This window comes from Fibrobacter sp. UWB7, assembly GCF_900142945.1.
GTDB lineage: Bacteria > Fibrobacterota > Fibrobacteria > Fibrobacterales > Fibrobacteraceae > Fibrobacter.
This window is the reverse complement of the sequence record NZ_FRCO01000003.1, coordinates 120,076-140,894: the sequence shown is the minus strand read 5'-3', so window position 1 is coordinate 140,894 and position 20,819 is coordinate 120,076. Positions and strand designations below refer to the sequence as shown.

Annotated in this window: 15 protein-coding genes; 10 read left to right on the top strand and 5 right to left on the bottom strand. The window is 48.3% G+C overall.

The genetic code is table 11. The features are described from left to right. Positions 1–63 precede the first annotated feature (63 nt). Positions 64–1,761: a metallopeptidase domain-containing protein gene (locus BUC30_RS10450; protein WP_073424801.1), complete on the bottom strand. Its 1,698-nt coding sequence runs from the start codon at positions 1,759–1,761 to the stop codon at positions 64–66. A gap of 157 nt (positions 1,762–1,918) precedes the next feature. Here BUC30_RS10450 and hisE point away from each other — a divergent pair, with 157 nt between their 5' ends. The 9 genes from hisE (at position 1,919) to BUC30_RS10405 (ending at position 8,815) form a co-directional block, all read left to right on the top strand. Further along, the gene (gene hisE / locus BUC30_RS10445; RefSeq protein ID WP_014545870.1) at positions 1,919–2,179 is read left to right on the top strand and encodes a phosphoribosyl-ATP diphosphatase; all 261 of its coding nucleotides are present in this window, start codon (positions 1,919–1,921) and stop codon (positions 2,177–2,179) included. Beyond that, positions 2,176–3,015 carry an ATP phosphoribosyltransferase gene (hisG, locus tag BUC30_RS10440; protein WP_014545871.1) on the top strand — a complete coding sequence of 280 codons (840 nt, stop codon included), beginning with the start codon at positions 2,176–2,178 and terminating at the stop codon, positions 3,013–3,015. Before hisE ends, hisG begins: the two co-directional genes overlap by 4 nt. Before the next feature lie 202 nt (positions 3,016–3,217). Continuing rightward, complete coding sequence (locus tag BUC30_RS10435; protein WP_073424800.1) at positions 3,218–4,081, top strand: EAL and HDOD domain-containing protein; 864 nt, start codon at positions 3,218–3,220, stop codon at positions 4,079–4,081. Further along, the gene (recR, locus tag BUC30_RS10430; RefSeq protein WP_244536588.1) at positions 4,036–4,674 is read left to right on the top strand and encodes a recombination mediator RecR; all 639 of its coding nucleotides are present in this window, start codon (positions 4,036–4,038) and stop codon (positions 4,672–4,674) included. The genes BUC30_RS10435 and recR overlap by 46 nt, the downstream gene beginning before the upstream one ends. After that, positions 4,671–5,324 (top strand): ribosome biogenesis GTP-binding protein YihA/YsxC, encoded by a 654-nt coding sequence (gene yihA / locus BUC30_RS10425; protein ID WP_073424799.1) that lies wholly within the window; start codon positions 4,671–4,673, stop codon positions 5,322–5,324. The genes recR and yihA overlap by 4 nt, the downstream gene beginning before the upstream one ends. Beyond that, a complete protein-coding gene (locus tag BUC30_RS10420; protein ID WP_073424798.1) occupies positions 5,305–6,183 on the top strand; it encodes an MlaE family ABC transporter permease in 879 nt (292 codons plus the stop codon). Before yihA ends, BUC30_RS10420 begins: the two co-directional genes overlap by 20 nt. A 65-nt stretch (positions 6,184–6,248) precedes the next feature. Next, on the top strand, positions 6,249–7,019 hold the full coding sequence (locus BUC30_RS10415; RefSeq protein ID WP_073425016.1) for an ABC transporter ATP-binding protein: 771 nt from the start codon (positions 6,249–6,251) through the stop codon (positions 7,017–7,019). Positions 7,020–7,027: 8 nt separating this feature from the next. Next, on the top strand, positions 7,028–8,029 hold the full coding sequence (gene pyrC / locus BUC30_RS10410) for a dihydroorotase (protein WP_073424797.1): 1,002 nt from the start codon (positions 7,028–7,030) through the stop codon (positions 8,027–8,029). 168 nt (positions 8,030–8,197) lie between these two features. Further along, the gene (locus tag BUC30_RS10405; RefSeq protein WP_073424796.1) at positions 8,198–8,815 is read left to right on the top strand and encodes an OmpA family protein; all 618 of its coding nucleotides are present in this window, start codon (positions 8,198–8,200) and stop codon (positions 8,813–8,815) included. Positions 8,816–8,949: 134 nt separating this feature from the next. Here BUC30_RS10405 and BUC30_RS10400 read toward each other — a convergent pair whose 3' ends face one another. The 3 genes from BUC30_RS10400 to sbcD are packed head-to-tail and all read right to left on the bottom strand — an operon-like array spanning position 8,950 to position 15,491. Next, on the bottom strand, positions 8,950–10,596 hold the full coding sequence (locus BUC30_RS10400; protein ID WP_073424795.1) for a potassium channel family protein: 1,647 nt from the start codon (positions 10,594–10,596) through the stop codon (positions 8,950–8,952). Positions 10,597–10,637: 41 nt separating this feature from the next. Further along, positions 10,638–14,168 (bottom strand): AAA family ATPase, encoded by a 3,531-nt coding sequence (locus BUC30_RS10395; RefSeq protein WP_073424794.1) that lies wholly within the window; start codon positions 14,166–14,168, stop codon positions 10,638–10,640. A 12-nt stretch (positions 14,169–14,180) separates the two neighbouring features. Then, positions 14,181–15,491, bottom strand: a complete 1,311-nt coding sequence (gene sbcD, locus BUC30_RS10390) for an exonuclease subunit SbcD (RefSeq protein WP_073424793.1) — start codon at positions 15,489–15,491, stop codon at positions 14,181–14,183. A gap of 317 nt (positions 15,492–15,808) precedes the next feature. Here sbcD and BUC30_RS10385 point away from each other — a divergent pair, with 317 nt between their 5' ends. Then, positions 15,809–16,204: a hypothetical protein gene (locus BUC30_RS10385; protein WP_073424792.1), complete on the top strand. Its 396-nt coding sequence runs from the start codon at positions 15,809–15,811 to the stop codon at positions 16,202–16,204. Here BUC30_RS10385 and BUC30_RS10380 read toward each other — a convergent pair. Then, a complete protein-coding gene (locus tag BUC30_RS10380) occupies positions 16,197–20,708 on the bottom strand; it encodes a response regulator (RefSeq protein WP_073424791.1) in 4,512 nt (1,503 codons plus the stop codon). The genes BUC30_RS10385 and BUC30_RS10380 overlap by 8 nt on opposite strands. Between the last annotated feature and the right edge of the window lie 111 nt (positions 20,709–20,819).

Here is a 20,819-nt window from a genome sequence, read left to right as displayed (position 1 = left end):
TAATGCACCACTTTGGCACCAAATTAACATGCAAAATATAGTTAACTCGGATTTTTTGCTACTTCATTTCATCAAAGTAGCCACACGTTTTGCAAAAATCAGGCGCCCATTCACGTCAAGCCGCACAAAGACGGGACGATTCCACCCGGAAATATCGACCGAAGCGGACTGTTCGACAAACGAATGCATACCGACCATGTTTCCGATTGCATCGTAAAAACGTAGCGTTTTTTTGCCCGACATCGGAATCTTCACATTCAAGATTCCATGCGACAATTGCACTTGCATTCCAGGCACCAAGCGATGACCGAGCAGCCCGATAGTGCCAAACGAAGACGAACTTGAATATTCAACAGAGGAACTCGAAATCGCCAGCGAACTTGACGAAGCTACAGAAGAACTCGATTCAGCTTCAGAGCTGGACGAAGCGATATCAGGGCATTTGTCCAAAGTCTTAGAACGATTTACCGTAAAGCAAACTCGGTCATTTCCGTCAAAGACAACATTAAAAATCCCTTCGACAGATGCATTGCCATTATTATTGATAAAGTTAAAGCCCGTAAAGTATTCCTGATTCTGGCTCAACACGGAACGCATTTCGACACGCTGGTGATTGACATCGTCATTTGTCTTATTGGACGAAAAGACTCTCGCATCATAATCGATATACCAAATAAAAACACCATTCTTACCTTGTTTGCCGCTATAAGACGAATTTTTAATTTTCGAATCAAAGCCTACCGCAGGACGGTATTCAATAAGGTAATATTCGTTAGGATACTTCGGGTTTGAAACCGCATACGCTTGCATTTTTGAAAGAGCCTGCAAGACATAGACGCTATCGGGATTTGCAATTTCTGTCGGTGTTAGCCACCCCACCGATTCGCGTTCAAACGCAGAGAATGTCGGTGGATAGCCTCCGTTTCCGTTGCGAAGTCCAAGTGCCATCACATCATACGGCAAAGGACCGATTGTCGCATAGCCATCCTCGTTTGTACTGTACAAATCAGAAAGTCCCAAAACGTGGCAAAATTCATGGATAAAAGCCCCAAGCATAGCAACATCTTTTGTACTTGTAGCATTAGGTTTCTTTTCTGCTTTCTGCGATACAAAAGCGTAGCTATTAAAGCTGTAGCCGTTTTTTGAATAAATTCGACCTGTGCTATTTTTCAAGGCATCCATGTGATTAAAAAAGTAACGGTCGTACTTGTTTGCTTCTTCTTTTGAGGTGGGGTGCAAGATGATAAACGGAATAACGTTTCCGTACATGCTCGCATGGGATTTAAAGTCACTGCGCTCGACCAGCGAATCTATAGAAGGCAAAATAAATTTGCTATCGGAATTGTAATTGCTAAAATTATTAGGAAGTTTTATCGGGTAGATGTCAAACGTTGGCTTAAACTGTCCATTGGAGCTTTCTATAAAGTAATCGCGAACGCTGCCGTATACCCCGTTTTCCTTGAAACCTTCTTCATTGAACATCCTTGCAATAAAAGCAGAATCCAAGGCCTTGAAATCGGCTGTTTCGACAAGCATCACCGGAAAATAGCGTTCGCCAGAGGTGTAGACTTCGGGAGTGATGTTGGAACGGATTTTCGACAAACCTTCAGGTGTTGTGCGGAACATTTCATCTCTGTAGACGATTTTTTCCATCACAATGTTTTCTTCGGCCACAATCGACTGCGCACACGCCAAAGAACCAGAGAACAAACATGCCCCGATCAAGCCCTTCCAAAATGTCGAACGTTCAAACCAACTCATGATAATGAATATAAATATAAATTCGTCAAAAAGGAGATGCCCGCTCGGCGGCGGGCATGACAAATCAACGAATTTCCCATCATTTTCACAGAATGCGTCGATACAAGCAGTCCCTAAATTTTTATCTTTGGGCGTGTAAAACTAAAGAGGTCTAATTATGACGTTTGAAGAAATGTACGCACTGGCCTGCCAGCGCAAGAAAGACATGCCGGAAGGCAAGGGCACCACGGAACTCTTCAAGAAGGGGCCGCACGGCATCGGCAAAAAGCTCGTTGAAGAAGCCGCCGAAAGCTGGATGGCAGCCCGCTTTGAATCGCGCGACGCCCAGTGCCTCGAACTTTCTCAAGTGCTCTACTACGTTGCCGTCATGATGGCAGAAAAAGGTCTCACCCTCGAAGAAGTGTACGCAAAACTATGATTAAGGTAGCTCTCCCGAACAAGGGCATGCTTTTTGAACCGACCCAGGAACTCCTCAAAGCCTGCGGTTACAAGGCATCCAAGCCCTACAAGACTTTGACCCAAATCGATTCCAAGAACGGTATCGAATTCTTCTTCCTCCGTCCGAGCGACATCCCGATGTACGTGGGTCGCGGCATCATCGACGCAGGCATCACGGGTATCGACTTCAACGCTGAAGCGAAGAGCCCAGCCGTGAAGGTTTTGGACCTCCCGTTTGGCGCTTCCAAGCTCTGCGCTGCAGTCCCGAACGAAAGCCCGATCCAGAGTCTCGCTGACTTGAAGGATGCAACGATTGCAACGAGCTTCCCGAACATCGTGGAAAGCTACTACAAGAAGAAGATGGACTTCGTGGTGCTCGAAGGCGCCGTCGAAATCTCCGTGAGCCTCGGTGTCGCAAACGCTATCGTGGACGTTGTCGAAACGGGTACGACGCTCAAGCAGGCCGGTCTCCGTATTATCGGCGAACCGCTCTTCCGCTCTAACGCCGCCATTTTCTGCAACCCGCAGAAGACCGAACTCGAAGAAGTCAACACGCTCATCCGCCGCATCCAGGGCAAGCTCGTCGCACAGACGTACATGATGATCGAGTACGACTGCCCCTCTGAACTTCTCTCGAAGGCTTGTGAAATGACTCCGGGTCTCGATGCCCCGACAGTGACAAAGCTCCACGGTCGTGAATGGTACTCCGTGAAGGCCATGGTGCCGCGCGAAGAAGCCAACGCCATCATGGACAAGCTCTGGGACGCAGGCGCCCGTAGCATTCTCCTGTTCGGCATCGAAAGCGCTAGAATTTAACGAATTAGATAATGGAAAGGTCATTAGTAGTTAGTCATTAGTTATTAGACAAGCATTCGCGCCTATGGCGCCATACTTTAAAACCAATGACCATTGACTAAAGACTACTGACCTAAATATTTCTAAAGTCTGCCAACTAAGTTCTTACAGCTTCCTACTAACTAGAAACTCCGAATTCCTAATTCCGCATTCCGAACTAAAAATGCAATCTCTCGCTTACTTGGCACGTCAACCGATTCTCGACCGCGATGGAAATATCTTCGCGTATGAATTGCTATTCCGAGACTCGCCAAGTAGCGATACTGCGGTTATCGCAAGCGACTTGCAGGCGACCGCCCAGGTGCTCGAGAACATCTTGAACAGCATCGGGCTTACACGCCTCGTCGGTGAAAGTAAGGCGTTCATCAACTGCAGTCGCGAGATTCTTCTCGACAACTTGTTCGGTCTCTTGAATACAGACCGCTTCGTTATCGAAATTCTCGAAGACGTCGCTGTAGACGAAAATCTCATTCGCGCCATTCAGCGTCACAAGTCTCTCGGCTTTGAACTTGCGCTCGACGACTTTATCATGAGCGACGAATACATCCGCCGCTTTGAGCCGCTGTTCGAATACGTCTCTTACGTCAAGATGGACCTGGTCGACAACTCGCCCGAAGACATCGCAAAAGCGGCGCAGTTCTTTAAATCAAAGAACATCAAGCTGCTCGCCGAAAAAGTTGAAGACGAACCGACATACAAACGCTGCAAAGACATCGGCTACGATTACTTCCAGGGATTCTATTTTGCAAAGCCCGAGATCGTAACAGGCCAGAAGATAGACGCCACATCGGCCGCCATCCTAGAAATCATCAAGCTCTTGCGCACACGCCCGACGCTCGAAGTCCTCTGCGATGAATTCGACAAGCACCCGGACATTTCGGCGAACCTTTTGCAGTTCGTGAATTCAGACGTGCGCAACAAGCCTGTCATCGAAAGCGTCAAAGGCGCCATCGTCTGGGTGGGCATGAAGCACATCCAGGAATGGCTGACAATCATGCTGTACGCGCATTTGGACTCCCGCTCATGAACGTAGAACCGCAAAGCCTAGAAAACCTGATTTCTGAATTTGCCTCCCTCCCGGGGATTGGCCTGAAGACGGCACGCCGCCTCGCCTACCACATGCTCTCGCGCAAGAAAGGCGATGTCGAACGCTTTGCCGATAGCTTGATGCAGGCCGCCGAAAAGGTCCACCCGTGCCCGCGCTGCCACGCCTTCACCGACGAAGACATCTGCCCTACGTGCAGAGCCCGCGAAGGCGCCAAGTCCATCTGCGTTGTCGAAAAAAATTCAGACATTCTGCCGTTCGAACGTTCGTCTGTCCATAAAGGCCTTTACTTTGTCCTCGGCGGCGTGATTTCCCCGCTCGACGGCATCGGCCCCGAAGCGCTCCACCTGCCGCAACTCGTGGAACGCATCAAAGCAGAAAACATCGAAGAACTTGTCCTTGCACTCGGTTCTAGCCCCGAAGCCGACAGCACCGCACTCATGATCGACCGCATGCTCGCCGGCGTCAACGTCAAACGTACCCGCCTTGCCCGCGGCATCCCAATGGGCAGCGACCTGGAATTCATCGACGAAGTCACCATGCTTCGCGCATTCGAAGGGAGAGTTTCCTTATGAGTACAAAAGAAAAAGTCGTCCACCAGGCCCCTGTTGAAGTTGGCGGTTACACCGTCCGTTCGGCAAAGTTTGTCAAGGCAGCCGTGAACCTCAAGGGTCTCCCCGAAGAACACCTCCCGCAAATTGCGTTTCTCGGACGCTCCAACGTGGGCAAGTCCTCGCTCATGAACACCCTCATGGGTCAGAAAAAACTCGTGAAAATCAGTTCGACCCCCGGAAAAACGCGCGAATTGAATTTTTTCAAAGTCAATGACGAATTTTTTCTTGTAGATTTACCAGGTGTAGGGTTCGCTAAAGTCAACAATGCAAAGCGCGACCAGATGTCCGACTTTATCCGAGAATACGTCGAGAAGTGCAAGGACCTCAAGGGACTTATCTACCTCGTAGATATCCGCCACGGAGGAACGCCCATCGACATCGAAACAGTCGAAAGCATCCGCGCCACGGGCTGTCCCGTGTTGGTTGTCGCTAGCAAACGAGACAAGGTGAACCAGTCCGAACTCGCCAAGGGGCTCCGCGACATCCAGCAGCGTCTGGACCTCGACCAAAAGCCGCTTTGCGTCAGTTCGCTCAAGAAAACCGGGCTCGACGAACTCTGGACCGAAATCCTAGAGGCAATACATAGCGATAATGGAAAAGACGCGACTTAAAAACTGGCAAAAGATGACCCCTGTCGGGCGATTGTTCCACACGCTCGGTATATTCATCTTGAAGCGTAGACTCGGGCAGCTCATCGCCCTGTTTCTCCGCACAGTTGCGTCCCTATTCGACAAAAGCCACAACTTCAAGAGCGACTCCCGCAACATCATCTTGCAGACGTTCTTTACGGGTATCGAAATATTCCCGCCGCTGTTCATCGTCGCAACATTGTTCGGAACCGTAACCATCATCGAAGTCATCTCCCTCATGGGCAAGATGGGCATGTCGGGCTTTGTCGGCGACCTCATGGTGGTAGTCCTCATCCGCGAAATGGGTCCCATCCTTACGGCATTCCTTATCGCAGGTCGTACAGGATCTTCGCTTACCACATACATCGGCGGCATGGTCATCAACTCCGAAGTGGACGCTCTTGCCACCATGGGTATCAACCCCATCCGTTACCTTGTCATGCCTAGCGTTATCGGCGGCACCATTGCGACCATCATCATGAACATCATCTTTAGCGCAAGCGCCATTGGAGCAGGCTTCCTCGTCACGAAGGCAATCATCTTCGTTACCGGTAATGCCCCCAACTTGCAGATTACGTGGAGCTACCTCTCTACCGAAATTACCAAGGCGCTTACTATTCCGGACTTTGTCTTTGCCGTTGTAAAACCGCTCGTCTTCGGCATCATCATTACAACTAACGCATGCTACCAGGCGCTCAACATCAAGCGCGATATTCGCCAAGTGCCAAAGGCGACCTCCCGTTCGGTTATTTCGTCTTTCCTCTACATCGTTTTTGCTGACGTCGTGCTCTCGTTGTACTACTTTATCAGTTACATGAATAACCTTTCAACGCTTATTTAAAGATGCTAGACGAAGCCCTCAGACTTGAAAACATTTATCTTTCGAGAAACGAGCTGTCGGGAACCATGTTCTCGATACCGAGGGCTGTTAGCTATTTCGAAAATATCAGGACCAGCAAGAGCAGTGAAGAAAACCAGCTCATCGCAGGAGCGAACCTCACGCTAAAACTCGGCGAGACGATTTGCATTGGAGGACCTTCGGGCAAAGGCAAGAGCGCCATCCTCCGACTGATTGCAGGACTTGCACGCCCGCTCAAGGGACACATCTATTACTTCGGCGAATACATTCCGTCAGAAAGACTTACCGCACTTGAAGTAGCCAATCGCCAAGTGGGTTATGTGCTCCAGAGCGCCGCACTGATTTCGAACCTGAGAGTTGTAGACAACATCGCACTTCCGCTCCGCTACCACAAAATGGGGACCGACGAAGAAATCGCCAAAAAAGTCAACATGGCTATGGACCTGATGCGAGTGCGCGACTTTGCCAAGATGTTCCCGCACGAACTCAGCGTGGGCATGCAGAAGCGCGTCGCCATCGCAAGATCATGGGCGATGGACCCGAAGCTCTTGCTCATGGACGAACCGACCGCAGGTCTCGACAACTACAACCGCCGAAACCTCTTGCCGTTGATCGACAACATGCGAACGATGTTCAAGACGTCCATTATCATCGTCACACACGACCTCATGATTGCCAAAGAACTGGACTGCAACCTCGTATTCTTGCACCAGAAAAAGCTTACCGAGCCGCACTCCTTTGATTACTGGCTCCATTCGGACAACGAAATTTCGAAGGACCAGTTCCGCGACCTTCAATCCGTTTCACCTAATACTTAATTACAGTTATGTTTCTCCCTTTACCAGACGATTTTCATGCGCACTTGCGCCAGGGCGAACTCATGCCCGGTTACGTTCGTGATCTCGTGAGCCAGTTTGGCCGCGCCATCATCATGCCGAACACCGTCCCCGCGATGACTAGCGCAAAAGCAATTGCAGACTACAAAAAACAGATTCTCGAAGCCGCCGCTCCGGTACGCCCGGACTTTGAACCGCTCATGACGTTCAAGCTGAACCCGAACTATACGGAACAGGACTTGAAGGACATGATGGCAGTAGGCGTTGTCGCCGGCAAGTACTACCCCGCAGGCGTGACGACCAACAGCCAGGACGGCATCAGCGATTTTGAAGCGGTGTTCCCGGTTGTCGCCATGATGGAAAAGCTTGGCTTGGTACTTTGTGTGCACGGCGAAGAACCCGGTGAATTCTGCCTGGATCGCGAACCCGCCTTTATCAAGCGCGTCGAAACGCTCGCCGAAAAGTTCCCGAAGCTACGCATCGTGTTCGAACACTTGAGCAGCGCCAAATCCGTTGAAGCCGTGAAGCGCCTCCCTGCAAACGTCGCCGCCACATTCACGGTACACCACCTGATGATGACTCTCGACGATATCGTCGGTGATGCACTCCGCCCGCACCACTTCTGCAAGCCCCTGCCGAAGCGCCCAGAAGACCGCAAGGCCATCCGCGAAGCCGCCTTCAGCGGAAACCCGAAGTTCTTCCTCGGTACCGATTCCGCCCCGCACCAGCAGGGCAAAAAGGAATGCCCGTGCGGCGCCGCTGGCGTTTACAGTGCACCGGTCGCCATCCCGCTTTTGGTACAGGAATTTGACCGCGCAGGCGCCCTCGACAAGCTCCCGAACTTCATCGCAGGATTCGGCGCAGACTTCTACCACCTCCCGCGCACGACAAAGCAAATCGAAGTTGTCAAGGAATCGTGGACTGTCCCTACAGTCGTGAACAGCGTTGTACCGCTCGCTGCCGGGCAAACGCTCGAATGGAAACTTAAATAACGTTTTAAACCTCGTTTTTTATCGCAAAACGCACAATTTCCATACAAAAATTCGCCGTAATAGGCGAATTTTTTTTGTACAAATAAAAAAAATTTTCCTTATTTGCTTTTTTTACTTATATTAAAAAGCGATCCAAGGATTATACCACTTTTCAATCGGAGGTTTTTAATGAATCTGGTAAAAACAATTGGTCGTATTCTTCCGGTAGCTCTCTCGCTCTCTGTCCTCGTCGCTTGCGGTGACAAGAAATCTGAAAAGCCCGCTCCGGTCAAGCAGCCGGAACCGGTCAAGGTCGAAGCTCCGGCACCGGAACCAGAACAGCCGGCACCGTTTGACTTCTCCAAGTTCGCAGCTATCAAGAACAACTCTCAGGTTTTCTTGACCACGAATGCCGAAGTCGAAGCATACCTCAACGATGCATTTGCCAAGGTTGAAAACGGTCAGGCCACCTCGATCGAATTCCCGAACGTGAGCAGCCTCTTCGAACTCGCTAGTGCAGAACTCAGCAGCGAAGGCCGCGCAGTCATCGCAACAGTCGGTTCCAAGTTTGCACAGACCAACATCGATGCCGCATCCCTCCTCGTGGAAGGCTACACCTGCGACCTCGGCTCTGTCGCTTACAACGACGAACTTTCTCAGCGCCGTGCTGAAACCGTTAAGGCAGAATTCTCCAAGTACATCCCGGCTTCCAAGATCACTGCTAAGTGGTACGGCAAGCGCATGTTCAAGAAGTTTAAGTACGGTTCCAGAGAAGAATACCGCCGCGTGAACGTCCGCATCCAGTAATTCTTCTAAACGCACAAACTTAGACGTGCAAGTATTTGAAAAGGCCTCCGCAATTGCGGAGGCTTTTTCGTTTGTTAAAGACTGTTTTAAGACAGTCGCCACAATAGAAATGCCGCGACAAAAGGAAAGCCGCACTACCCGTTCATTATGTATTCAGCATTTTCGAGAATGTACGAATCTTTGGACTTCTGGTCTTCGGGGAGACGGTCGAACGGGATAATGTCGTGACGCGTAAACGTCCGCTCATCTGTAGGCCCTGAGCGGTAGCCCATTAGGAGCATGGACATCATCCAGCGACGATGTTCCGCTTCGCGGAGCAAATAGTCATCGTCCGTCATTTCAAAGCAACGCTTGCGGAGCGGGAGCGCGTTTGCGCAGTAAATGGCAGAAGTCTTGTCGGCTTCGCTCAACTGGTACCAGAGTTTTTCTTCGGTATCGCGAGTGTCGGGATTCAAATGGCGTTCGCGAACGTAGTTTGCACGCTGACCGCGTTCTACGCGCTTGGACTGCACAAACTCCTTCATTTCATCGATATCACCCATGATGCGCACATAGCCATACATGCCGCTTTCGTTGATGTTCTTGATGATATCGTCGTTCGCTTCACGCCAGTAGACGGCAATGTCTGCATTGTCGTAAACGGCTCGCGGTAAATGCACGAGTGTCGAAATCGCCTTGGACGCGTCTTCCTTACAAATGCACACAACGAGACGTTCCTTAGGGCTTGCCGCCACAGCGGCAATAAAGTTACGAGCCAAGTCCGCTTCGCAGTAGGCATCAACAAAGTTCCATTCGACATCGAGGTAATCCCCTCGCGTTGTTTCCGGATCATGCGAGACCTTGTTGCCATTCGCATCGACGTAGGTGTACTTCGAAAGTCTAAAGAGCCCCATGCGGGAGACCACCAAGCGGTCTACCCATTTTTCGCAATCTTCATCGACAAACGTAATGCAAGTCTTTAAACCCGTACGGCTGTAGTTCGGATAATGGCAGATGTTTGCAACCGCAAACGCAACCGCCTGGGCAATCGGTCCCGTGCCAATCAGCACGACATGCAAGCGTTCATTTTCCGATTCACGGATCGTCGGCAAAAAGTCTGTGCCCACGAGCAACTGTTCCGACATGAACTCGTATTCATTAAACACGTCAACAAGCAGATGTCCCTTGTTCTGTTCAGGAGCTTTCAGATACCACAAGATTTCTGAAGACGAAGGTTCGCTCAACAGCAAATGGCAATGGATATCGCGCGGAGACTTGGCGCACACTTTGCGAAGCACCTCGATGCAATGCAAGTTACGGGAATCGCGTTCCGGACCATCTTCGCCAATCACGAGAATCTGGTCTGCCAAAAGAGCACCAGCAAAAATCAAGTCTTCTTCGTTTTCGTAGTCCTTTTTATAATGGATAAAATGTCCATCAATATCGCAACGGCTCACGACAACAATCGGACGCTTATCCCCTGCGAGCGCACGCAAGATACTTTTGAGTTGATGTCCCGCACCAAGCACAAGTACATGACCGCGCACATCGACGTGTTTCTTGCCTTCGCGCATGGACTCGGAAGTATTCTTGAAAACGTTTATCATGACGCTGATGAACAGCACGGCAAAGACGACGTAGCCCGACAAGAAACCTTTCCAGCCAAGCGTCTTTTCGCCAAGCACCCATGAGCCAAGCAAAACGCCTATGACAAAGATGACCAGGGAAAGGCCTAGCAAAATCAAGAGTTTCTTGGCGATGCCATTCGACCAGGCGCCTTTAATAAGTCCGTTGTAATTCATGAAACGCTCCCGATAAAATCTGGTAATATAATAGCTAATTTCTAGCCATTACTGACACCAGCGCCGCTCAAGAAGCTACGGCCACCGCGTGGAGTCACTTCAATGTGCGTCTGAAGCTCGTTCTTTACCAGATCCAAATGCGTGATGACGCCCAAGAGCTTACCTCTTTCCTGTTGCATTTTCTGGAGCACCACCACAGTTTCCTGCAACATCTTGGTGTCAAGCGTTCCAAAGCCTTCATCAAGGAACAGAGAATCGATGCTCACATTCTGGCTTGCAATCGTAGAGATTCCAAGAGCAAGCGAAAGGCTCACAATAAAACCTTCACCACCGGAAATGTTCTTTATCGGACGGATAGCATCGCTATTGTCATGGTCGATAAGCATAATATCGAGCGTTTCCTTCGCCGCAACCATTTCGTAGCGTGGGAACATATCGTGCAAATAACCGTTTGCAATTTTCAGCAAATTGCGCAGCGTGATCGACTGGATGAACTTGACAAACACATCACCATTTCCAGTCCTAGCATTATTTCCGTTAAACCAGCACTGCATTTGCAGCCAGTCACCGCGTTTTTCCTGGAGCGTTGTCAGCTGTGTTTGCAAATTCGCAAACTGTTGACGCTTCAAGTCATCATTACGCTTCTGCTCTGTCCACGTACCAAAATTCAGGTTACATTCAGCAAGCTTGGTTTTCGCAGCCTCGCGATTCTGCGTTGCAGATTCTTCGGAATCCTCGAAGTTACGCTTTTGCAGATGGGCGGCCAGCTGGTCATTGAAATTCTTGACAGATGTCTGCGCAGCCGTCAAATTATCGTCCACACGCTTTTGCGTTTGCTGGAGCGACTTGCGTTCCATTTCAGGAAGCTTTGCCGCCTTAAAATCCTCCTCATTCGCAAAATTCTTCGCAGCGAGATTTTCAAGGAACCGCTTTTGGTTTTCCGACAGTTTCGGTTCCGTTTCAGCAATTCGACGGTCCAAATCAGCAATGGAATTATCAAGCGCCATCTTAGCATCACGCTTTTGCATTTCTACATTACGAGCCTCATTCGCCAAGCGTTCCGCCGTATCACGCAAGTTTCTAGCCTTGTTGCGTTCATCGTCAACAGATTTTTCACCAAAGAGATCCTTGCGGAGTTCTTCGTTTTTTTCAAGTCCCTGCTTGGTGCTTTCGAACTGGGCCGACATGCCATCACGCCTAGACTGAACCAGCTTGAGATTTTCTTCGAACTGAGCGACGCTTGCCAAGTCCTTTTCCAAATCACGTTCTGCCTTAAGCATGTCGTCTTGATTCTTTTTCCAAGACGTATTTTTCTTTTCCAATCCAGCAATCAGCGCATCCACTTCTTCCATGCGGACGTTCGAGAACCACGTTGCAAGTGCAGTTTCGATTTTCGTCGAAAGCTCCTGAACCTTGCCCTGCGACTTCTTAAGCGCATCGTCGGTAACATTCAAATCGCTCACGAGATTGGCTCGGTCAACAGCGGCATTATTGACCTTGTTCTGCAAACTATCAGCATTCTCTTTTTTCTGCAAATACGTTGTCTTAAGCGTTTGCAAGTTCTGCAAAACAGAACGTGAAGTTTCAAGAGTAGCCGTCATTTGCCACGGTTCAATCTTTTCGTTCAAAAGCTTGAGAGCAGCCGACTCAGCATCCACCTCTCCCTTTTGCTTTTGAGCCGTTTCGTCAAGCAGGTTTTCAATATTCTGCTGACGCGTTGCCAAACCATCCAACTTGCGCTGGGTCTGATCCATTTCGCCACTGATTTTGCGCAGCTTAGTGGCAAAATCATTCAAGCATTCTGCACCATTTTCAACTGTTGCGTGTTCTTCGCACGAGAGATGGTCGCGCGATCCACAAACAGGGCACGGTTCGCCAGACTTCAATGTACGGCGAAGTTCGGCTACAACAACAGGAATATCCTGTTGAATAATGGATTCCTTTTCATCCAGCAACTTTTTCAAGCCAGCCTGAACCTGTTCACGTTCGGAAGTCAGTTCCGCAACCTGATTCTGCTTAGACTGCATTTCGCCCTGTAAACGGAGAGATTCCTTATGATGGCGTTCAGCGTCACTGACGTAGCCATTCATTTCGGGCAAGACATTGACGAGATTAGCATCCGCCTGATGTGCCGTCAAGTATTCTTGCAATACACGCAAATCCTGCTTTTGCTGTTCGCAGGCAGCATCAAATTCCTGCAAGGAGCTCTGCTTTGCGGCAAGCTTTTTAGACTCCGCAATGACAGCCGCATTTTCAGTTTTCCATTCCACAACGTTTGACTTCAAGAGCGAAAGCATTCCATCAATCGTTCCGTCTTTTTCGTTTGCGGCAACGTAATTTTTGGCGCTGTTTAACTTCTGTTCATTCTCAGAAATTCGGCCTTGCGTGGCTTTGATTTTACCCTGAGTCGAGTCAATTTCTGCGACAAACTTCGCAATTTCAGTTTGCAAATTGTTCAACTGCGTACGCGTATTGCGAATATCGCCATCCAGCGAAGACACGCGTTCCCACAGCTTTTCATTTTCGGAATAATCCGCCTTGCACTTTTCAAGCGCTTCATGCTTTTCACGATTATCCGTTGACGCCTTTTCAAGATTTGCGACTGCATCCGGCAACTTGTTTTGACATTCCGCAAGCTGAGTTTTCATTTGCGAAAGACTATCACGTACCGAGTGGAATTCTGCATACGAAGTTTCCACTTCCTGAGCACGGAGCGCACGTTCCAGCTTTTCGCGGTTCGGCTCAAATCCAGCCTTTTCGCGATTGGCAGTTTCCAGCTGTTCCTTTGCAGTTTTCAAATGGGACTCAATGCCATGGAAATTTTCGTACCATGTACAAATATTGCGGAAGCGTTCCTCATCTTGAGCGAGCTTTTCCTTTAGCGATGACGCCTCGGCAATTTTTGCATTCAGTTCTACGAGTTCATCTTCGCTCAGCAATGTAACATCACCCAATTTCGTTTCAAGAGCCTTGACCGCTTTATCAGCCTCTTCATACAAATCATGAACCGCCATTGCGATTTTTCTGTAAATGCCATCGCCCGTCAACTTTTCGAGAATCGCAGCGCGTTCATTTTCGTTGCACTTCAGGAACTTGTTGAACTCACCCTGAGCAAGCATCATCGACTTGGTAAATTGATCAAAATCAAGACCAATGATAGGCGCAATCGCGGCTTCAATCGCATTCTGCCTAGCACAAGTTGTTACAACGCTCTGAGTCGTTTCATTTGTCAATTTCCATTCAGCCTGTTGAAGCGCATCCGACCTCGGTTTACGATTCTGCTCCCAATGAGCTGAATACACAATACCATTACACTCGAAAGTCACCTTTGCGGAGCACTTTTTGGTGCCGTAAGTCATCACCTCGTTTGAGCCACTATTAATCGTAGAGATTCGAGGAGTCCTTCCATAAAGACCAAGGCAGATGGCGTCAAGAATGGACGTCTTGCCGGAACCCGTCGGTCCGACAATGCAATACATGCTGCTTTTGGCGAAATCCGGGCTTTCAAAATCAACAACCCATTCTCCCGCAAGGGAATTCACATTGCAAAATTCAAGCTTTTTGATTTTCATTTTTTACACCCCTTATGCGTTTTCGTGAGCCTTGACTATAGCTTCGTTAAACAAGTCAATAAACTTGTTATATACCGTTTCGACTTCTTTCGCCTCAGATTCCGATTCGAGCTTTTTGCCCATATTCTTTGCAATCAGCATCCTAAAATAATCCTTATCTGTATATTGTTTTGTCGACACAACCGCATCATCAATTCCAGACACTCCCTTCTTCAGAATGTCTCGCGAGAGGCGGTGACGCTTGACTACAAAACGCTTGCTCAACTCTTCCGCTGCAAACGCCGCACTCAAATCAACAAATTCGCCCGTAGTCAAAAGCAAATCGACATACGTTTCCATCGGATTTGCCATTAACTCTTTATCCAAATCCCGCAATTTCTTTCGAAGTGTTGCAAGATCCCCCTTGAACTGTTCGTAACGCACCGATTTTTCGACTTCAATCTGCTCCAAAACAGGTTCAGCACCAGATTCCACATCAACAGCAAATACACGGCGCTTATAGTTGGCTTCGTCAAAGCCCATCACAAAGGGAGAGCCCGAATACCACACTTTCGAACTGCCCGCCACGTTTGTCGCATAATGGATATGTCCCAGCGCCACATAATCAAATCCGGTCGGGAAAACGGAAATATCCACATTGCCAAGCGTCCCGACAACTTCACGAACACCATTGTCCATGGCGCTATCAGCCTCAGCCAACGTCGAATCTCTACCCGAAAGACCATTGGCGTACAGATGCCCGGTCGCAATAATCGGGATTTTACGGTCGCCACGCAATTCAACAGCATAGCGATACACATCCGCATAAAGGCGCTTCAGCAAATCATCATCCGAAGCAGATTCGCTTTCAGAACTGTCGCCAGAGTCCTTTTTATCATTCTTGTAGAAGTGTTCCAGTTCCAAATCTCGCATGAAAGGCACGGCACAGCAAATGCCGATGACATTGCCATCGCCATCCTTGAGTTCCACCACCAAATCTTCAACTTTGCGACCGTTAATCGACCCCACAACCTTAATATTCAATGCATCCAAAAGGTCTGCAGGCGCATCGAGCAGAACACCCGAATCATGGTTTCCGCCCACAATAACGATATTTGAACATTTCGTTGCCAAAAGCGAGGCAAGGAACCTGAAATACATCTTCCTTGCAATAACAGTAGGGCTAACCACATCAAAAACATCGCCTGCAATGACGAGAGTCTGCGCTCCAACACGTTCAATTTCGGATTTCAACCAAGCAAGAAAGGATTCCGTTTCCTTCGTGCGGTCAATGTCATGCATCATATTGCCAAGATGCCAGTCTGCGGTATGGATCAATTTCATTTTTAAACCTCTACTATCTTTATCGTTTTAAATATAAAAAATGTAAATGTCTATTTATGACAAATCTAGAGCTTTCAGCTTGAAGGCATTTTATAATGCTGAAATGAAAGTTATGCGGGCGGGGCCCCAGCTCGGAGTTGCGAAGGCCGCACGGGCCCCTCCCTGCACCCTCCCCATCCTTGGCCGACGCTTTATTCTCACAACACTATATTATAATCCTTAATAAGAAACACTTTACTCGCTATATTTATGACTACGTTTATAAATTATTCTATAAACAAGCCATATTCAGATACAATTCTTACTATAATTCGGTTATGGATTACGAATATAGTGTTATCGGGTCGGTTTATTGTAACGCGGAGGCGCTCGCATCGGCGCCGGACACCCCTGTTGAATACACGTACAAGGGCTACAAGTTTTTGCTCCGCAAGTTTAGCGAACAGATAAGCGTCAGCCTGCACGGCTTCACTGACAGTGATTCAAAAAGCGAATCCATCTGCATTCAAGAAATCTGCAAGAACATCCCGGAATCCATCATCACCGAAGTCTGCAAACAGCTTTCCGAAAAGTTCGCCTGCCCCGTTTCCATGCGCAAAGGCTACGAAGTCTACGGAAACGCAAACGTCTTTAACGGAGGTTCCGACTACGAAGTTATCGAAGAAAAGTGGTTTACCGTTGAATTTGACAACGGCGTGCAAAAAACTATTTAAAGAACTTGGCGAGGGTAGCGCAGAGGACGTTTACATCCACGGGTTTTGCCACATGGTCGTTCATGCCCGATTCTAAGGCAGCGCGCTTGTCTTCTTCAAATGCGTTTGCGGTCATCGCAATAATCGGCACATTCGCGACTTCCCTGTTTTCTAGGTTACGAATCCGGCGAGCCGCCTCATAACCGTCAATACCCGGCATCTGGATATCCATCAAAATCGCATCGTACTTGACAGACGAATACTTGAGCTTTTCAACAGCCAAGTCGCCACGTTCCATCGCAGTCACTTCTATACCGCGGTCTTCCAGAATTTCCATTGCAATTTCACGGTTCAGTTCGTTATCTTCAACAAGCATGACCTTGCGACCCGTAAAGTCATACGTTTGGGGCTGATTCGAAAGCGTCTTCAACGCAGAATCAGATTCCAGCGAAATTTCCGAAGAATTCCCACAGAACTTTTCGAGCATTCGCCTTAAATCCGAGGGGAACAAGGGCTTTGCAAAGAACGAGGTCACGCCCGCTTCAAGCGCTTCTTTTTCAATGTCGAGCCAGTCATAAGAGGTAAGCACCACAATCGGCGTTTTCGGCCCAATTACCTTGCGGAGCTTACGCGTAATCTGAATGCCCCTCATCTCCTGCACATTCCAGTCAATCAAAATCAGCTGGTAATCATCCTTTGCAGTGCGGGATTTTTCGACACATTCGAGAGCGCCTGCATCCGATGTGCAGAAATCATAGCGCAAGCCTTCGCCTTTCAAAGACGCGTCAACGGTTCTGCAAATATTCGGGCGGTCATTAACGACGAGGCAATGCAAGCCCTTGAACTTTCCGGTTTCAAGAGTCGATTCAGAATCTTCACAAAGTTTAAACTTAAACGTCATCAAGACTTCGGTGCCAAAATTTTCTTCACTCGAAACCTTAATCGTCCCGCCCATCATGTCTATAATATTCTTCGTGATGGACATGCCAAGACCTGTGCCCTGAATGCCGCTCACCGTCGAAGAATTCACGCGGGTAAACGGATCGAAAATCTGCTTCAGGAATGCTTCGCTCATGCCGATGCCGTTATCTTTCACCAAGAACTCATAAACGCCATAGCCCGATTCAGCCGACAATTCCTTGACATTCATCGTAATGAGTCCATTTTTCGGCGTGTACTTGATGGCGTTCGAAACAACGTTTAACAGCACCTGATTCAAGCGCAACTTGTCACAGAAAATCATTTCATTGTGAACGTTTTCAAGTTCCACAAAGAACTGCTGTTTGCGATTGCGGACATCCGAAAGCACAATTCCCTTAAGCGTGTGGATAATATCCGAAAGGCGTTCCGGACGGGCGGTAATGTTCATCTTGCCCGATTCGATGCGGCTCATATCGAGCACATCGTTAATAAGAGCAAGCAAGTGTTCCGAAGACTGCCCGATTTTCGAGAGGTAATCAGCGACCTGTTCCTTGTTGTCGATATGCTCTGCCGCAAGGCCCGTAAACCCGATAATAGCGTTCATCGGTGTACGGATATCGTGGCTCATGTTGTTGAGGAACGTCGTCTTTGCGCGGCTTGCAGAATTTGCCATCTGTAGCGCCCGTTCCAAAGCTTCCTGGTCTTTCTTCTGCCTGCGCGTTTCTTCGTCAACGCTGTGGAAACCCGCCACAATCTGCACCGGGTTCGTTGCAGTCAGCACAAACTTGATTTGCCAATATTCAACGTGTCCAAAGACATTCGCCTTGAAGTTCACGTAATAGGCGTTCTTGTTTTTGAGGTTTTCAAGAACAATTTCCCGACGTGTCGCCTTACAGAAGCCTTCGCGGTCCTCTTCGCAGACAAACTTTTCGACAATGGCATCAATTCGATTTGCAAAGCCTTGAATTTCGTTCCAGTTCGGGAACAAACGCAAGAAGACGTCCGTACAGCGGTACACGTTTTCATGCATGGAAACAGTATCAATATAGCACACCAAGTCAAAGTCTTCGGCAAGGCCTTGAATCACCGCCTGCTGCTGGATTTCCTTGCGGAGCACGTCATCCTTGTCGGCAAAACCAAGCGCAGCAAATGTCGGATGGTCCGAATCACCCACCTTCACGAGCTTCATCTCGCAATAGCGATTGAGGAAGTTCACGTACATCGTGTTAAAGCTTTTCTGGGTGGCAAGCTGCTCGCGGATATTCTTGAGAGAACCCGCCTGGAGCATGCGATTCTTATAGATGCCGCTCACAAACTTGTCGACATAGACAGAGTACGCTGCCGAATACTTGACGTTTCGTTTGAACGTTTCGCCAAACGAGTTCGCCGTCGCCTTATTCATGGAATAAGGCGTAATCTCTTCGGTTTCGAGATTGATGTAGTACACCGACGTGTATTCAGACGATAGCGCTTCGATAATGGAAATATTGCGTTCGAGTTCTACTTTCTGTTCTGCAATTTTTTTGTTCAGCTGAATCTTTTCAGCACGTTTCTTGTCCACTGCGGCAAACGTCATAATCACAAGAGTCGCAACGCCATTGCGGCGTTCCACGACCTGCATCACAAAGCTTATCCACGGGTTCTTGAAAATCGAAGCCTTAAAGAGCAATTCGCGACGGTCATCGTAAGCAAGGAGACGCTGGATATACTGCGGGCTTGCAAGGCGCATCCATTCTTCCTTGTATTCGCTATCGACAATCTGCACCATTCGGCTAGCGCGATAAGAACATGTATTGCGCTCTTGCTCGTTGCCAAAATCAACATTTTTCGAGGGCAAAATTTCACGGGCCGTATCGTTCGACAAATCGCAAAGAAGTATCGCCTCGTACTCCGCCATAATCTTTTCGTGAACAAAGCGTGCGCTAACCTCGTCATCACGGTTTGCAAAGGCGACCACCATTGCCGTCGGCTCTTCATTTTCATCATCGACCTTCACGAACTTCATTTCGCTGTAGCGGATTTGCCCCGCAACATTCGAACGGAACAACGTCACATAGGTCTTATTGTTCTTAAGGTAGGCCTTGATGTTGTTGAGTTCACCAGCCTCAAACATTTTTGGCTTATCGGCGTCACAAACAAAGTCTTTTACAAAGCTTAGGTACACTTCATTGTAGAGCGCACCCTTTTTTATCATCGTCTCATAATAACGCTGCGACAACTCGTTCATGGAATATGGAATCACCTCATTGGTCACGAGGTTCACATACATCACCGAGGAATATTCCGACGCAAGCACGTCGATAATCGAAAGGTTGATTTCCAGTTCCTTTTTCTGCTGCACGAGCTTTTCGTTCAAGCTGAGCCTTTCGGACTGGTCCCTATCCACAACCGTGGACGTCATGACAAGCGTTACCGGGACACCGTCAATCCTATCCAGGACACGGAATACGTTGCGACACCAAAAATACGAGCCGTCACCCGTCAAATGCTTGAAAACAATTTCCCGGCTATCTGTAGTCGCAAAAATACGTTTCAAGTTTTCAATACTTCCAAACTCATTCCACTGTTCCCGAAATTCTTCATGAACAAATGCAGACGCGTTCTTGAAGCCGACTTCAAAAGGAATAATATCCTTTTCTTTTACGCCATTGTAATACTTTGACCTGCGAATAACCTGTATGATATTCTCTTCCAAGTTGATAAGGTCAATGTTTGCAAATTCTTCACTGACTTTTTCGTTGATTTTTTTATTGATGACTTCATCGTTCTTGTTGACAAAGCCCACCAAAAATTCATTATCGTCACCAATATCAAAACGCATCACGCGCGCTTCGTACCAGCGGGCATAACCAAGAGCAATATCACGGAACAGGTAGCGGAAATTACGCTCGCGAGAAAGGCGGTCAAGGACATTGTTTATGTCAAGGCCTTTCTTCATCATCTCCCGATCAGCGGGATGAATGACGTCCATGACAACAAGTCCACCTATTCCATTGAGCTTGCCCTCGGCCGGAAAAAGACCTTTGAGTTCGTCCTTGCAATACAAAGTCCTGAATGTCTTTTTTGTCGGGTTGAAGACAAAAACGGACTCCACCTTTTCGCCAAACTTCATGACGATATTTTCGTTGAGGTGGCGTTCAAGTTCGTAACGCTGCTTGGAACGGATGTCGCGGTCCACATTGCGCAGTCTTAAAGTAAAGCCCTTAAGCATGCCGGACTTGTCGCGGTCGGCAAAGAAGTTCATCTGGAAATAGACTTCGGCACCATCCAGTTCACATCTAAACGGGACTATATATTGAGTGGCTTTTTCAAGATTTTGCGCAATCACTTCGCGACGGGTTCGTTCACGAAAATCATCACGATCTTCGGAGCAAACGAAATTATCGCAAATGAGCTTAAACCGCTTACGGAGATTGCGCTCTCCACAGAGAGCGGGTACACGGGCGACCAAAAACTGGCTCGCATGGAAAATATCGACATCATCTTCATCTAGATTTTTTGCCAAATCGACATAGCAGACACAGTCAAATTCATCAGCGATGGAATCGATGATTGCATTACTTTTTTCAATCCAGGATTGTTGATTTACGTCTTTATTTATCATTCATGCTCCGTCCCTATTAAATATATGAAAAATCCCCAAAAAGCAAATGTTTTCCCCAAAAACATGAGATTAAGGTCACAGGCAAAAAAGTCTTAAAAAAACTCAATTTTT

Coding starts and splice junctions, on each gene's coding strand:
- yihA (WP_073424799.1), top strand. CDS start 4,671: ATGAGTACAAAAGAAAAAGTCGTCCACCAGGCCCCTGTTGAAGTTGGC.
- hisG (WP_014545871.1), top strand. CDS start 2,176: ATGATTAAGGTAGCTCTCCCGAACAAGGGCATGCTTTTTGAACCGACC.
- BUC30_RS10415 (WP_073425016.1), top strand. CDS start 6,249: ATGTTCTCGATACCGAGGGCTGTTAGCTATTTCGAAAATATCAGGACC.
- hisE (WP_014545870.1), top strand. CDS start 1,919: ATGACGTTTGAAGAAATGTACGCACTGGCCTGCCAGCGCAAGAAAGAC.
- BUC30_RS10380 (WP_073424791.1), bottom strand. CDS start 20,708: ATGATAAATAAAGACGTAAATCAACAATCCTGGATTGAAAAAAGTAAT.
- BUC30_RS10385 (WP_073424792.1), top strand. CDS start 15,809: ATGGATTACGAATATAGTGTTATCGGGTCGGTTTATTGTAACGCGGAG.
- BUC30_RS10400 (WP_073424795.1), bottom strand. CDS start 10,596: ATGAATTACAACGGACTTATTAAAGGCGCCTGGTCGAATGGCATCGCC.
- BUC30_RS10450 (WP_073424801.1), bottom strand. CDS start 1,761: ATGAGTTGGTTTGAACGTTCGACATTTTGGAAGGGCTTGATCGGGGCA.
- BUC30_RS10435 (WP_073424800.1), top strand. CDS start 3,218: ATGCAATCTCTCGCTTACTTGGCACGTCAACCGATTCTCGACCGCGAT.
- recR (WP_244536588.1), top strand. CDS start 4,036: ATGGCTGACAATCATGCTGTACGCGCATTTGGACTCCCGCTCATGAAC.
- BUC30_RS10405 (WP_073424796.1), top strand. CDS start 8,198: ATGAATCTGGTAAAAACAATTGGTCGTATTCTTCCGGTAGCTCTCTCG.
- sbcD (WP_073424793.1), bottom strand. CDS start 15,491: ATGAAATTGATCCATACCGCAGACTGGCATCTTGGCAATATGATGCAT.
- BUC30_RS10395 (WP_073424794.1), bottom strand. CDS start 14,168: ATGAAAATCAAAAAGCTTGAATTTTGCAATGTGAATTCCCTTGCGGGA.
- BUC30_RS10420 (WP_073424798.1), top strand. CDS start 5,305: ATGGAAAAGACGCGACTTAAAAACTGGCAAAAGATGACCCCTGTCGGG.
- pyrC (WP_073424797.1), top strand. CDS start 7,028: ATGTTTCTCCCTTTACCAGACGATTTTCATGCGCACTTGCGCCAGGGC.